This window comes from Micromonospora sp. NPDC007271 (assembly GCF_040634005.1).
GTDB lineage: Bacteria > Actinomycetota > Actinomycetes > Mycobacteriales > Micromonosporaceae > Micromonospora.
The window spans coordinates 1-13,272 of record NZ_JBEYER010000143.1; the positions used below are offsets into that span (position 1 = coordinate 1).

11 protein-coding genes and 2 pseudogenes are annotated in these 13,272 nt (G+C 66.0%); 7 read left to right on the plus strand and 6 right to left on the minus strand.

Annotation, left to right across the window (positions count from 1 at the left end):
• A partial coding sequence (locus tag ABZ570_RS31530; protein WP_358065288.1) for a tyrosine-type recombinase/integrase occupies positions 1-188 on the plus strand: 188 nt, incomplete at its 5' end.
• A gap of 378 nt (positions 189-566) precedes the next feature.
• Positions 567-1,151: a hypothetical protein gene (locus ABZ570_RS31535; protein ID WP_358071432.1), complete on the plus strand. Its 585-nt coding sequence runs from the start codon at positions 567-569 to the stop codon at positions 1,149-1,151.
• A 318-nt stretch (positions 1,152-1,469) separates the two neighbouring features.
• Here ABZ570_RS31535 and ABZ570_RS31540 read toward each other — a convergent pair whose 3' ends face one another.
• Entirely contained in the window at positions 1,470-3,056 is a 1,587-nt protein-coding gene (locus tag ABZ570_RS31540; RefSeq protein WP_358071434.1) for a hypothetical protein, read from the minus strand.
• Between the two features lie 172 nt (positions 3,057-3,228).
• Between ABZ570_RS31540 and ABZ570_RS31545 the strand changes: the two genes are divergently transcribed.
• On the plus strand, positions 3,229-4,374 hold the full coding sequence (locus ABZ570_RS31545; protein WP_358071436.1) for a hypothetical protein: 1,146 nt from the start codon (positions 3,229-3,231) through the stop codon (positions 4,372-4,374).
• Between the two features lie 58 nt (positions 4,375-4,432).
• The gene (locus ABZ570_RS31550) at positions 4,433-6,340 is read left to right on the plus strand and encodes a hypothetical protein (protein ID WP_358071438.1); all 1,908 of its coding nucleotides are present in this window, start codon (positions 4,433-4,435) and stop codon (positions 6,338-6,340) included.
• On the opposite strand, the gene ABZ570_RS31555 is transcribed toward ABZ570_RS31550, so the two are convergent.
• From ABZ570_RS31555 to ABZ570_RS31565, 3 genes and pseudogenes are all read right to left on the minus strand, one after another.
• Positions 6,337-7,350: a BTAD domain-containing putative transcriptional regulator gene (locus tag ABZ570_RS31555; RefSeq protein WP_358071446.1), complete on the minus strand. Its 1,014-nt coding sequence runs from the start codon at positions 7,348-7,350 to the stop codon at positions 6,337-6,339. The two genes, ABZ570_RS31550 and ABZ570_RS31555, sit on opposite strands and share 4 nt — an antisense overlap.
• Before the next feature lie 39 nt (positions 7,351-7,389).
• Positions 7,390-7,784, minus strand: a pseudogene (locus ABZ570_RS31560) (IS3 family transposase); the annotation flags it as partial.
• A 350-nt stretch (positions 7,785-8,134) separates the two neighbouring features.
• Positions 8,135-8,668 carry a hypothetical protein gene (locus tag ABZ570_RS31565; protein WP_358071440.1) on the minus strand — a complete coding sequence of 178 codons (534 nt, stop codon included), beginning with the start codon at positions 8,666-8,668 and terminating at the stop codon, positions 8,135-8,137.
• A 242-nt stretch (positions 8,669-8,910) separates the two neighbouring features.
• On the opposite strand from ABZ570_RS31565, the gene ABZ570_RS31570 reads away from it, so the two are divergent.
• Positions 8,911-9,288, plus strand: a complete 378-nt coding sequence (locus ABZ570_RS31570) for a hypothetical protein (RefSeq protein ID WP_358071442.1) — start codon at positions 8,911-8,913, stop codon at positions 9,286-9,288.
• A 332-nt stretch (positions 9,289-9,620) separates the two neighbouring features.
• Here ABZ570_RS31570 and ABZ570_RS31575 read toward each other — a convergent pair whose 3' ends face one another.
• Positions 9,621-9,878, minus strand: coding sequence for a hypothetical protein (locus tag ABZ570_RS31575; protein WP_358071444.1), 258 nt, complete (start codon positions 9,876-9,878; stop codon positions 9,621-9,623).
• 511 nt (positions 9,879-10,389) lie between these two features.
• On the opposite strand from ABZ570_RS31575, the gene ABZ570_RS31580 reads away from it, so the two are divergent.
• Together ABZ570_RS31580 and ABZ570_RS31585 are read left to right on the plus strand one after the other, a co-directional pair.
• Complete coding sequence (locus tag ABZ570_RS31580) at positions 10,390-11,187, plus strand: restriction endonuclease (RefSeq protein ID WP_358071448.1); 798 nt, start codon at positions 10,390-10,392, stop codon at positions 11,185-11,187.
• Between the two features lie 692 nt (positions 11,188-11,879).
• Positions 11,880-12,611 carry an ALF repeat-containing protein gene (locus tag ABZ570_RS31585; RefSeq protein ID WP_358071449.1) on the plus strand — a complete coding sequence of 244 codons (732 nt, stop codon included), beginning with the start codon at positions 11,880-11,882 and terminating at the stop codon, positions 12,609-12,611.
• 296 nt (positions 12,612-12,907) lie between these two features.
• Here ABZ570_RS31585 and ABZ570_RS31590 read toward each other — a convergent pair.
• Positions 12,908-13,210, minus strand: a pseudogene (locus ABZ570_RS31590) (DUF6882 domain-containing protein); the annotation flags it as partial.
• Between the last annotated feature and the right edge of the window lie 62 nt (positions 13,211-13,272).

Here is a 13,272-nt window from a genome sequence, read left to right on the forward strand (position 1 = left end):
ACTGGCTGCGCCTGCATGACCTGCGGCACGCCTGCACGTTCCTGCTCGTCTCCGGGGCGTCGCCCCGGACGGTGATGAAGGTGCTCGGTCACAGTCAGATCGGGCTGACCATGAACACCTACGCCCACGTCCTGCCGGAGATCGAGCGGGCAGCCGTGGACGAGGCCGCGAAGCACCTCTTTGGCTGACTTGGCTGTACGAATGGCTGTACCGGGCCGTGGTGATCGACTGGGCCGGGAACGACAGGCTGTTGACCTGGGGTGACGGTGGTGCGCCCGGCATGATTCGAACCTGCGGCCTTGGGATTAGAAGAAGATCGCGGACGACTGGTCAGGCCATCGCGCCCTGTTCAGCCTGTCCTTGGGTGTCGGGTGTCGTCGGCCATGCCGGCCATTTATTGCACGCGCCGCCATCGTCTGCAAGGAAGCCGCAGCAGGCCGACACTCATGGCGATCATTAGTAGGTGGCACTGCGGGAGGAGGCTGGGCAGGCCTATTGGATGACGGCGCCCGCAGTGAGCAGCACGCCCAGGTCCGCCTGCCCCGGTCATGACGGGAGACAAAGCTATGATCCACGATCTCGGCAACCAGATGACTCACACGTCGGCAAGCGTGCGTGGTCGCAGGCCTGCGGCCGTCCATATTGCCCTAGCGTTGGCCTTGGTTGTGTTGGGCATCGCGATCGGCGTCGGCGGCGTACTGGCCTCACGGATCTTGGGTCGAAAGTCCCTCACCGAGATGGCCATCGGGACCTGGACGTGTAACAGATCCGGGGGCGGGGAAGGCGACAGGCCAATTAGGGCGAAGGTGTTCATCAGCAGCGACACGTGGGCTTTAGTGGAACTCAACAAGACCGCCATCGGGGGCCGTGAGTTCAGCGCCGGAATGCGTGAGGGCGGAACCTGGCGTTTGACAGACGGCCGGCTGGAGATCCATTCCACGGGCGGTTCGTCAGGAGCGAACTTCACCATCGAAGAGGTACCGCAGGACCTGAGCACGAACAAGGTTCTGGTTGCGAAGGAGGCCTACGGCTTCACGGAAGTCGGCGAGGATGAACCACGTGACAGCTCAGTGTCGTACAACGATGGGGTTCTGACGCTGCGGTGGGAGGAGTACACCTTCCGCTGCAGCAAGGACAGCGCTCCGGACTGAACAGACAGCCGGAGCGCCGGCATGACCATCGCGTCGGAGGCCAGGGCTCACAGGCTCCGCAGCGTCGGCGCATGCACAGCCAGGGTGGAGACAGCGTCGCGGGGAGGCGGTCGAGGGCGCCCGGGCGTTCCGCGCCCGGGGGCAAGCCGACGGGGCAGTTGCGGTGTGCCCCTTGCGCACGCAGCCGCACGCGAGGTCGGAGACCCGGTCGCCGTAGCCGCCCGCTCGCCGCCTTTCTCCTAGCAGACGTCCATGAGGTCGGTGTGTCGCGCCAGCATTCGTGACCAAAACCAGTGCGGGTAGAGAGGCCGGGTTCGCCTACCGGATCGCGCTGTTGTATATGGACGAGGGTAGGTTGAGCCACCAAGCGGCGGCCGTTCGGGCGGGTGGGGGAATGTCAGGGCGGGTGCGGATGCCCCGGAGCATGGCCCCGTTTCGGGCGATGCCGAGGCCGTAGATCAGCGCGTCCAGTGCCGAGGCGTTTGTTCTGCTTCGGGTGTGGTGCCACTGCCGAACGTGCAGGTCGATGGCGCGCGTCCAGTAGTGGTCGGAGCTGCTGCCGCCGAGGTGTCCGATCGCCGAAGCCGCGGCGAGGGTGACCGGGGGCGGCAGGCCGGCCGCGACGGTGAGTCGCTCGACCAGCGGGCGCTGCTTTTCGCTGCCGAGGATGCGGAGCGCCTCGATCAGAGCTCGAGCTTCCTCGCTGCCGCCGCTGGCGACCTGAGTGACGAGTTCGACTGCTAGAGCGGCCGCCAGTGGTAGACGGTACGGCGTGCCGTACAGCAGAAGCTGTGCGTACAGCCGCACGTCGAAGACCGGACTGAACAGCATCTCCTCGATCAGGTCGGGCAGCAGCGTGTCCGGGAACCGTGGAGCCTCCCTGACCATGCTGGCCACCGTCGTGTTGGCGATCCGCTCCGCAACGGAGCGCTGGGGGTTGGTCTCGGGCAGTCGGCGGAGTGCCACGGCTTGGGTGGCCGCCCGGCGCAGCCGCCGGCGGGCGTCGGACGCCAGGTCCGCCGGGATCCGCCGCAGCAGCTCGGCGGCCAGCAGCCGCGTGTCTTCGTAGTACGCGGGGTCGGTGGCGAACTCGTTGACGATCGGCACCAGCCGTCGCACCTGGGGCTCGGTGAAGTGCCCGTAGCGCAGCTTGCGGACGCAGGCGAGCAGGGCGCCGTACTGGGCCCGGTCATTGGTGGGATGGACGAGCTGCTCGAGGACATGTGCGGCCGCGTCAGGGTGCGGGCTGCCGTCGAGCACACTGACCGTCTCCACGAACACCTGGTTGGTGCGGTCGGCGGCGAGACTGGCGCAGGCCGCGACCGCCGGCTGCTGGCTGAGCGGGTGCGCGAGCAGCCGGTTGAGTGCCTCATAGCGCTGGGCCCAGGGCACGCCGTCGGCCACGATCATTTCAGCCAGGAGCCGCTCCCCCATGCGCACCCAGGTGGGTCGGGGCAGCATCATCTGACCCGCCCCGGAAAGCAGGGCCGTCAACTCGTCCCACTGTGCCCCGCTGACCACGTCGTCGGACTGCACGGCCTCCAACAGCTCGCCTATCCGGTCGACGTTCGGCGGGCCGTCCCGGTACGGCTGCCGCTGCAGCAAAGGCGCAGCACCCGGGATCGCAGCCGAATAGCGGCAGATGGTGTCGATCAACACGACCAGCCGGTGTGCCGGCACTTGCAGCAGTTCCTCGTACCGCCGAACCGCCAGGTAGGGCACGCGGACCTTGGCCGTCTCCCACCGCGAGATCTGGTAGACGCTCGTCCGCTCGGGCCAGCAGCCTCCCTGAAAGTCGGCGGCGAACGCCGATTCCCGCCGCCACCGATCCTCCGGGCCGTAAAGGCGGTTGACCCGGAGCAACCAGCCGAACCTGTGCTGCTGCGGCGACCAACCGGCTCGCACCGGCACCTCCCGCGGTGAGCGGTATGGCCGACCGCGACCACGCCCGAAACCGCTCTGCTCGCCCATCAACCATTTATTGCACTCAGCGGGTGGACGTGCAATCAACCGGCCGAACCCCGCCCGCTCACTCGATCATCTGATGACAACTGCCAATGGGCTGGAGGGATGATCTATGCGTCGGGTCAGAGAACCTCTTCGTGCTGCCCTGCCGCTGTTCCTCGCACTGGTACTGGCTGGCTGTAGTAGCTCCGGAGGCACCGCTGTCACCGAGTCCGGCACCACACCATCGGAGCAGGCGACGACCGAGCCGTCCCCGTCGTCCTCCCCGAGCGGCGCCGGCTTCTCCGGCATTGTGATGGCAGAGCTAACAGACGTTCAAGGCTCGATCACGCTAACCGCCTACAGCTCGTCTGGGACGATCATGGGAACAAGGACGTTCACCCTGCCGGAGGACGGAGGGGCAATGTTTCGCCTTCAGAGCGGCGTTGAGGACATTGTTACGGGCCAGATCGTCCGGCAAGAGTTTGACAGGACCTTCACGCGGATGGCCGCGACACTCTACAACCAGTCGGGTGGCGTACCGATGCACATCGGCTATCTGTCTGAGGACGGTGCGTTCACCGACCTGACGAAGAGCACAGCCGGATACGGCGGGGGTCAGCAGATGGCGTTGTTCAATCCGGGGACTGGTCGCATCTGGTACAAGGGCGTTGATAGCTTTGGTTCCGTCGACCCGGACAATCCAAGCGACGCCCGTAAGGAATCCGGCGTGAAGTTTCCGCTCGAAAGCAACGACTACTACCATCGCTACTACTTCTCGCCGGATGGCTCATGGCTGATGGGTTTGGAGATGGCACAGAACACCATCTTCTCCTTGGACGGCCGGAAGCAGGTGCTGTGCGGCGACGAATACTCGTCCTGCGGCCCTGAGAACTATCGGGTGGGTTCGGTCGGCAAGGTGACATACGAAACTCCATCTCTCCACGTGCAGGGTGCCGCCGACCTCTCCTTTGCGCAACCCCTGTGGTTCCTAGGTGGACAGGAAAAGGACAGCTTCCTAATTGTGAAGAAGGCGCAGATCTACAAGATGACCATCTCGGGCAAGAGAATGGTGGCCCACCCGATCCTGCCGCCCAGCAACCAAGGTGTGTTTCGGGCAGTTGGGAGCCCGGACGGAAAGCAGGTCGCATTTTTGGCGTCTGCTGGGATGAACGCCGCGCTCTACACTGTTCCCTCGGACGGCAGCGCGGCGCCGAGGTTGGTGGCCGACGTTCCAGCAAATGGCAACGCGCACTTCTTGATTGACTGGACCGCTTGATCGCGCACCCTGGCCACTTCACAAACGGGCTACGTGTGCCATTTCTAGGGAGATCGCTATGCCTCCGTCGTCGGCGTGGCCCAGCCGGGCCGCAGTTCTGGGTACGATCATCGCCGCGACCCCACTGCTGTTCGGATGTACAAGCTCGCACGGCGGACACGGACGACCCGAAGCGAGCAACCTGCCGAAGGATCCGGAGCCGGTCACCATAACGGCTGACAAGGCGGCCACCATGGACCTGGGTGGTGGAGCACATTTGATCATCCCACCCGGGGCAATGGCTGCAGGCGCGACGGTGAAGGCGACCTACCGCGGTCGACCCGGCGGGACATGGGCTGCGTTGTCGCCGACGTCCGCTCCGGTTGAGTTGATCTCCGACCCGCCGAACGCAATCCACGGGCTGCTGACGCTCGAATTCCCCGTGCCAGTCGACAAGCTCGGGAAGGGCATCGATGGGACGACCGCGTTCGGTATCTCCACATTCGACTCCGCAACCGGCCACTGGATCCCGGTCACCTCAACGTACGACGCCGCGAGGCACATGGTGGTCGCACAGATCCCACACTTCTCCTGGTGGAACCCGTTCACCTGGGACTTCGATCAGATCTGGGCTGATGTTGCCCAGGGATTCGGAACTCTTGTGGGTACCCGGTCCGGGCCGGCTCGCTGCACTGGGTCACCCCCACCCTGGCTGAAGCATATTGTCGGAGTGACTAACGACGCTGACATCGCCATTCATGCCTGCGCCCAGTCCGAAGGCAGTGTCCTCGATGTGCAGATACAAAACAACCGCCCATACTCGCAGATCCTGACCTACGGCGCAGGTGTAAAATGGGGTTGGCACGAGACCGGGAACTCGGCAGCGGATGCTGCCCGCAATGCCTTGATGGACCGAGCCATGAAACCCAACCAGCTATACATCCCGCCTCTCGGCAGCGCTTCAGTCGGGATATTCCAGCCACCTGGCGGCGGTGAAAGCACATGGCACATCGGGCCAACGCGAGGCTCGATCGGCGTTGACCTGTTCACTTACCTGGCCGGGCAGGCGGCCGCCAAGCTCCTGCCCGCCGCATACGGCTGCGCCGCCCAACTACTCACCACACCCCTCAAGCCCGACGACATAACGGCGGGGGCATTGCGCGACTACCTACTTGACATCGGCGGCTGCGCGGAGGCGAATTTCAAGGCAACGGTAACGGCCGGAGGAAAGGACAACGTGCCGGTACAGCAGTTGGCCGCCGAACTGGAGAGCATCAAGCATGCGGGCACGCTCGCGACCGCAATCGTTCTCACAGGCGGAGCCACCTGGCGGATCGCTGACCTGGTCGCGGACTGGATCGCCAGCGGCAGGAACCCTCTCGGGAACGGGTTCCGCGTCTTTGCCCAGCCCCGGGTGGAGCCTGCAGGGTCTGCCGGCCCTTCAACACCGACACCGTCTCCTCCCGCCACGAAGGCTCCGGCACCGTCTCCTCCTGCCACGAAGGCTCCGGCGCCAACCCCACGCGAGGTCAACGCGTACGACAACTACGGGCCGGCCAATGACGGCCACGCGATGTGCCGGGGCAATCCGGGCAATACACGCTCGATGCCGGGTGGCACATTGTCCCAGACCTTCACCGTCCGATCCGGGGTCGCGTCGTTGTCGGGCGCGAAAGTGCAGATCGATCCAGACCCGTCAGTCACCGCGCACCTCTCGATAGCCGTAAACGGATTTGTCGTGGCGAGCGCGGAGGAGCCCGCCTCCGGTGATACGCACTTCAGCTTCGGACCGGTGGGAGTAACTCCCGGGCAGAAAGTGCAGATCTCGATCTACTTCACTGCCACCTACGGCAAGATCATCACCGTGTACACGAGCGGTGACCCAGGCGGCACATTCACAGCATCAAACCCCTGCCCGGATGGCGCTCCGAGCTTCACAACGTCCTCCACGGGGCTACGTGCAGTTGTGTCGGGGTTGTCCAGCTAGGTCGGCACGCCCGTGCGGCCCAGCCGTGTGGCCGTGTGGTGGACCTCTTCGCCTGGGTCGAGGCCGGCTTCGGTGAGACGGCGGGTGTAGGTGTCGTGTAGTTCGGCGATCGCGTTGTGGTCGCCGAGTGCCGCGAGGATGTTCATCGTTCGCACGTGTAGCTCGGTGTTGTAGGGATCGACGCGGATGCCTTGTTGCAGCAGGGCCAAGGCGTGGTGCGGGTCGGTTGCGGCGGCGGCGAGAGCGGCGTGAGCGTCGATGACGTGGCGGCGGGTGGCTTCGCGGATGGGGTCCAGCCACGGCCAGGTGCGGCCGGCGGCGAGGTCGCCGGTGTAGGCGTCGATGACTGCTTGCCAGGCGATTGTGGTGTTGGTGATGGCGGTGGCGGCGTGTTGGACGGCGGTGTGGAATCGCCACAGGTCCACGTCCAGGTGGTCTGGGTTGAGGCGGTAGCGGTCGTCGGTGTGGTCGACGACTGCCAGCCCGCAGGCGGCCCGGATGGTGCCGCGTAGGTCGCTGAGTGTGGTGTAGAGGCGGCCGGTGAGGGAGTGCCGGGGCAGGCCCGGCCAGATGGCGTTGACCAGTTGGCGGGTGTCCGCGCCGTCTGGGTGGGCGGCGAGGAACACCAGGGCCTGCATGGCTGCGGTACGGCGAATGGTCAACGGCTCACCATCCACGGCCAGCGCCGGCTCCCCCAGGACCCGCAGCTGCAGCCGCCGTCCTGGGATGTCGGCCCACCGGGGCGGGTGCTGTCTGGTCGCTTGGCGTGGCACCCGCCGCCCGGACAGCCGGACGGTGTGCGGGGAGGGATCCGGCGGGGGTGGCTGGGGGTCGATGTGGGCGATGACGGTGAGCAGGTCTGTTGCCGCCACCGGGTCGAGGACACACAACCGGGGCCCGGCCCACCCGGGCCGGCCGGGGTCGTGGGTATGGCCGGTGGCGTCGACTTGCCACGTCACGCCGCCCGGCCATGCGCCGAGCGCCACGACTGTCGCAGTGGTGGCCGGCATGGCTGTCAGCCGTGCGGCGGCGGTGCCTGATGGTGGTTCATGGGTGAGGTGGGCGTCGTCCCAGTCCCGCTGCGAGACCGGGCTGTTCTTCCACGCGTAGTAGGCCTGCTTGCTGAAGCCCAGCACCCGGCAGGTCACCGCGACGGGGATCCCGTCCGCGGCCAGGCCACCGACCAGCGGGTACATTATTTTGGGGCGATCTCCTTGGCGAAGAACGCCGCCGCCCGACGCAGGATCTCATTCTCCTGCTCCAGGAGCTTGTTGCGCCTGCGCAGCTCCCGCAACTCCGCGGACTCGCTGCTGGTGGTCCCGGGACGACCCCCGTCCTCGACATCGGCGAGCTTGAGCCAGCGGTGCAGACACGCCTCGGAAATCCCGAAGTCCTTCGCGATCTGCGCGATGGGCGCCTCACCCTTATGGGCGACCGCGACCACGTCACGACGGAGTCAGGAGTCAACCGAACCGGGGGCAGTCCCGACGAGTGTCGCGGATCTGTCGTCGGATCACAGACGCGGTCAACAGACGCGGTCAACAGGACCGTTACAGGGTCGTGGAAGCATGCAGCGCGGAGGTGATGCATGGGAGGCTGGCTGGGCCACGGCCTTGATGTGCAGTTGAATGTGGAGGCTCCGGCGGGCGATCTGGGCGAGGTCGGGTACCGCTGGTGCTGAGCGCAGACAAGCGACAGCCAGTGAGGGATTAGATGCCCCGTGGTGCCTGATCTTGCAGAGGCATGCTCTGATACGCCCGGATCACGAGATCATCGTGGCGGAGCCTTGTCCGGTCACAGGCTGGCGACGACCTGCTCGATCTTCTTCGATGCCGACGGCTTGACCTTTCCCGTTACCCGCACCAGCACTCGGCCCCCATCGGCCCGGTAGTGGTACTCGGTGCCGAGGATCGGCATCGACCTCAACGAGTCCTGGATAAACGTCGACCGCCGGTCAGCGTCGTCCTTCGTCGCGAAGACCTCGATCACCAAACCGCGTTCGATGCTGTACTTGTCGCCGTCTTTTGCACCGCCTGGTAGGTCAGCCGAAGCGCGGGAGGTGTAGCCGTTGGGCCGGCCGAGGAGATTGTTCGGGTCGGTATCCTCGTCCTGCACGGTCCCCTTGGCGAGGCCTACGTCCGCGTCGGTCAGCTTTTCGAGCATGGTCTTCGCATCAAACGGGACGGCCGGTGCTGGCGGGGTCTGGGCCTGCGAGAGGCTGGTCTCGGCCGGGACTGGCGCGGAGGGTGCGCTGGGCTTGCTGTCGCCACAAGCCGTGACCCCGAGCAGGGCGGCGGCCACGGCGAGGATGCTGATTCGGGTACGCATATCGACCGATGATGCCGCCAGCCAGTGGGCTGGTGCTGGCCGGTGAGGCCCGGAACGGTGTCGCATGGCCGACAGAGCCGGTGGGAATCGGCTTGTTTGGCTCATGCTGCTGGCGACGGCGGTCGGCTTGGTCGCGGTCACCGGCGTGAGGCGGGCATAGCGTCGGCGGCTACCCCCGCTCGTCGCGCCCAGACCAGCCGAGTCCGATCCGTTGGACCAAGTCTGAGCATCCGGAGAGTCTCGTGAACCATGACACAGCTCAGCTCGTCGCCAGGTACAACGCCTTCATTCACGAGGGAATCCCGCAGCTGCGAAGGCTGGGCTACAGCCCGACGCAGTTCCTGGAAATGGTCCGGTCGGCCGGCGACGCGGTGCAGGCAACCAAGCTGCTCCTGGCCAGCCCACGACACACCTCGTACGGGTTCCAGCGGCTCTACTCGATGGGACGGCTGGCGGACAGCGTGGAGTTCGCTGCGCTACTCCCATGGTTCGAGCCGTTGTTCACGCCTGAGGAGCGCGAGGAGGCGCGCATCCGGCTGATCCTTCACGAATTCCCAGTCGAAGCGAAGCTGCGCACGGCGACGGCATCGCCGCCGACCTGGGTGACGCAGGGCGTGTAGCGGTCGTCGCCGCCGCTTCCGGCAATGGTTTGGGCTGCTGCGACTCGTCCAGACGCCCCCGAGCAGGCATTCGGCAGTCTGCCTGTGAAAGCCTTCCTATGCGCGCTCCGGCGCCTGGGCCCGGCGTAGCGAGCGGCAGCGCGTTGGTGTCCGCGCGACCGCCGACCTACACCGGTACATGCGGCCGGGTTGCGGTGCCGTGAGGGTTCCCGAAGGGGAAGCCTCAGGGTGTTTTCGGTTGCAGGCCCCAGCGGCCGTTAGGGGCAGGACTGGCGGGGCGGGCGGTGCGGTAGGCGACGCCGAGGAAGGCACCGTGGAACGCGCTGGGATCTCTATTGCTTGGCCCAGTAGCGGAAGACCTCTTGAACCGAGCTGTGCCATGGAACACCCCCGTCGTCGAAACCTTTGCCCGGTGCCCCCGTCTCGGAGTTGATTACGAGGGCTGCCAGCGAGGGCTCGCCAGCGGCGATGCACAGATCGGAGAGTTCATTGAGCACTGGCGGCATGTGGTGGCCGAGAGGCACCCCAACCATGCCGATTGCGATGCCCAGCTCCTTGTACGTCACCAGCGAGCGGCGACGGGCTGCCATGATGAGGGCCCCTCGCGCCTGAAGTACCTGCTGCTGCCTTGTCGTAGTTGCCACGTGGGACATATTGCCGCCCGTGCCCGGCGCGCGGAAGCATGCGCACGTATCGCAGGAAGGGCCAACAGGCCCATGGCGCCGTACGAGCAACCTGCAGTACAAAACGGTGGTGCCCCTGCCGCCCTTGTTATCAACCGATCCGCGAACCGCGCCGTTGTTCAGGGAGTCCGGCTGCAAAGACATCCGCGACAGCCAGGCACTCCTCGACGCGCTAGGTCCAGCCCTGCGTGTCACGGCCCTCGCGCGAGGGCGGAACGGCGGTGTCGCGACTGCAGTGGTCGTGGCCGACGGAAGAGTGCTCGTAGTTCCAGTTGGTCTCCTCGCCTCCGCTGGTCCGCCGCCGCTGACCGTTCCGGCGCCCACCGTGAGGCTTGAGCTACTACAACCACGCTTTGCTAAGCCGGGGCACGGTACGGCCGTACTGCACACACCTGCCAAGCGGTTGAAGATTGAGGACGTGCCTCAGGCCGCGCTGGTCCGCCTGGGGCAGGCTCTGGCCTGCGAGGGCGCGCCAGCCGCCGAAGGGAACTTTGGCGCAGGCGGGCCGCTGGGCGAGACACCACCTCACACCGCAACCGGCGCCGCACACCCGTCAGGCCTCGGCCCACCCGCAGTCGACTGGAGGCAGGCCGAGAAACTGGCCGTATGGCACTTGAGGTTGCTCGGCTACTCCGATGCTCGATGCACCCAGGGGGGCGCTGACGCGGGAGTGGACGTCCTGGCGACGGGTGCCGTGGCGCAAGTCAAGCACTGGGCACAGCCCGTCGGTCAACCACCACTTCGTGACCTCTTCGGCGTGGCCCAAGCCATGGCCGCCAAGCCCTTCTTCTACAGCCTCAACGGCTATACGGCGCAAGCCCTTCAATGGGCCAACGCGACCAACATGCCGCTATTTGCCTACAGCGGGGACGGGCGAGTGCTAGCCCAGAACACCGCCGCACATACGCTAGCCCCCGAAAGCGCTCGCATCGGGGGCGGGAAACTGGGCTTCTTCGAGCAGGCACGAGCCGACAAGTACAGGCGCGACTTGGAAAAGCTGCGACAGGAAATCAACAACCTGACAGTACTGGCGCAGAAGCGGACGCAGTCCAGACGGCCTGCAGTTCGTCGCAGTGCAGGCGAGGCAGCCGATTTTCTCATCAAGGCGAGCCGCACTCTAGACGGGGGCGATGTGTTGCCTCCAGCCGACCGGCGCAGGGAAGACTTCCACCGGGTGGTCCGGGAGACGCTCAAGCATGTGAAGAGGCTGCTGTAGCCGGTGATGCAAACCCGGCATCCGCAGCGAAGTTCGCCACTATGCAGGGCGCTGCCCTCGCGGGCCTGAGACTCGCCCACGAAACAGCGAAGCCTGAGGGCGGCACACCGACCGCGCCGAATCGCCCGAAAGTCGGGCTGGGAATGACTCCCAGAAGCCTCTGCAAATCTTCCGCAAGCGAGCACAGCAATAGGCACACGCGACCAACAAACATAAGGCGAGAATGGCGAATCCGCAGGGCAGGCTAGCTGCGCGACCAGATAGAGCACGGTCTTAGGAAGTGTGGATACGGCCGGTAGTCACACCCCGTGACCCGGCCCCACCTGCCTTGCAGTGCCGGCGGGCACGTCCAGGATCTGACCGCCGTTGACCCTCGGCTCCCGCTCGAACGGGCACGCAACGGGCACGGCGGGAACCATCCCTCGGACCATCTCAGTCCGCCCAGCCTGCTAAGAGTTCCTACCAAAATGATCCAGGTGGTGGGTCTTTCATCCCTTGTGGAGGGGCCTGAGCAGCGACCGCTCGTCGTACAGGCGCTCATTGTGCAGTCCAGGATGTCAGCCCTCCTCGGCGCCGAGGCCTCCTCTGGTCGGAAGCCCTGGGCATCCTCGACGAATCAATCCCTTGTTGCTTTTCCGCCCACTGACGGTAATATCTCCATGTTTTGGCCTGAAGCGGGGAGGAAGATCCACATGCGATGGAAGATACCGGCCGGCGGCCTAGTGGCGCTGGTCTTTCTGATTCCGGCGGCACCGGCGCTGGCTCAAACCGAACCGCCCGGGCTGAACGAGGCCTGCCAAACGGTCGAGCGCAAGGTGTACAAGGACACCCGCGAGCTTCTCACCATCGACCTGGATACCGCCACCAATGTAGAGGTGCGCGTGTTGGCCAACCAGATCCTGGCCGCGGCAAACGCCGACTCGTTGTCCGTTCTGCCTGACGCCATTCAGGAGCGCCTGGACGGCACCGCGGATGATCTGCGCGCATTCCTCAAGGCGGACGTGCAGAACGCCTGGTCAACGGCTCTGCGGGTCACGGTGGTCCGGACGTTGACGGGCGCTGGCGCCAACGTGAAGGCGGCCGCGCAGAAGGCGCTTGATGAGGGGACCGTCGACGCCTACCTGGCTTACCTGAACAACGGCCTGTACGCCGCACGTGCGCTTGACTGCGCGTCTCAGCCCGCACCGACAGCAACCTCGCAGCCCACGCCCACACCGAGCGCCACGCCCAGCGCCACGACGACCGTTGCACCGACCCCTGCTTCCTCCGCCAGCCTGGGCGCTCCCGGCGGCGGCGAGGGCGGTGGGCTGCCCGTCACCGGTGACGACACCGCAACCGTGGCCGGCATCGGCGGTGCCCTTCTGCTCCTTGGCGGCGCTGGCTACCTGGTCGGACGCCGACGCCGTTCCCGCTTCGTGGCATAGCTCGCTCGACGCGCCCGGCTCGATGCTTCGTCGGGCTGGGCGCGATCAGCGCTGTGCTTGGCGAGGTTCGTCGCGGCCCGAAGGCGTGTTGCCAGCTTCGAAAGCAAGCCGCAACGTATGTGGGCCGACGAGCCGGCGGCAATCCCCGTACCACCGAGGGCATCGTGACGATGACGGAAACGCTGTGGGACCATCCGACGCACCACCGACCAGCCCGTGCGCAACATCAAAGCCTGCCGATCCCGCGTCCATGCGGCGTGTCCACCGATCCTGCCCGCTCCTGCTGCGGTCGCCGATCAGGCCCGGCGCAGATCGTGAACGGCGAAATGTAGGTCCACCTCATCGCCGGGTTCGAACCACAGACCCTCGGCGGCCAGCACGTCGGCAGCGACGATCCTGGCCTGCGCCACCGGCTTCTGCTCAGCGCGAAAGCTCGACCAGATCAACAGGGGAAACACGTGCTCTTCGCCGTAGCGACGCACGGCGGTGATGCCACCGAGCACAGCCTTCGGCAAGGAGTCGTTGGCCCAGGACCACAACCACGTCTGCTGGACGTGGTCCACGCTGCCGATCACCGTGATCCGGCCGTGCAGGAAGTCCCGGCCGCCCTCTGTGTCAGCCTTGGTGAAGGCAGGTTAACCTGCTGAAACGTTGACCCGTG

Coding starts and splice junctions, on each gene's coding strand:
- ABZ570_RS31550 (WP_358071438.1), top strand. CDS start 4,433: ATGCCTCCGTCGTCGGCGTGGCCCAGCCGGGCCGCAGTTCTGGGTACG.
- ABZ570_RS31535 (WP_358071432.1), top strand. CDS start 567: ATGATCCACGATCTCGGCAACCAGATGACTCACACGTCGGCAAGCGTG.
- ABZ570_RS31575 (WP_358071444.1), bottom strand. CDS start 9,878: ATGGCAGCCCGTCGCCGCTCGCTGGTGACGTACAAGGAGCTGGGCATC.
- ABZ570_RS31545 (WP_358071436.1), top strand. CDS start 3,229: ATGCGTCGGGTCAGAGAACCTCTTCGTGCTGCCCTGCCGCTGTTCCTC.
- ABZ570_RS31555 (WP_358071446.1), bottom strand. CDS start 7,350: ATGCCGGCCACCACTGCGACAGTCGTGGCGCTCGGCGCATGGCCGGGC.
- ABZ570_RS31565 (WP_358071440.1), bottom strand. CDS start 8,668: ATGCGTACCCGAATCAGCATCCTCGCCGTGGCCGCCGCCCTGCTCGGG.
- ABZ570_RS31585 (WP_358071449.1), top strand. CDS start 11,880: ATGCGATGGAAGATACCGGCCGGCGGCCTAGTGGCGCTGGTCTTTCTG.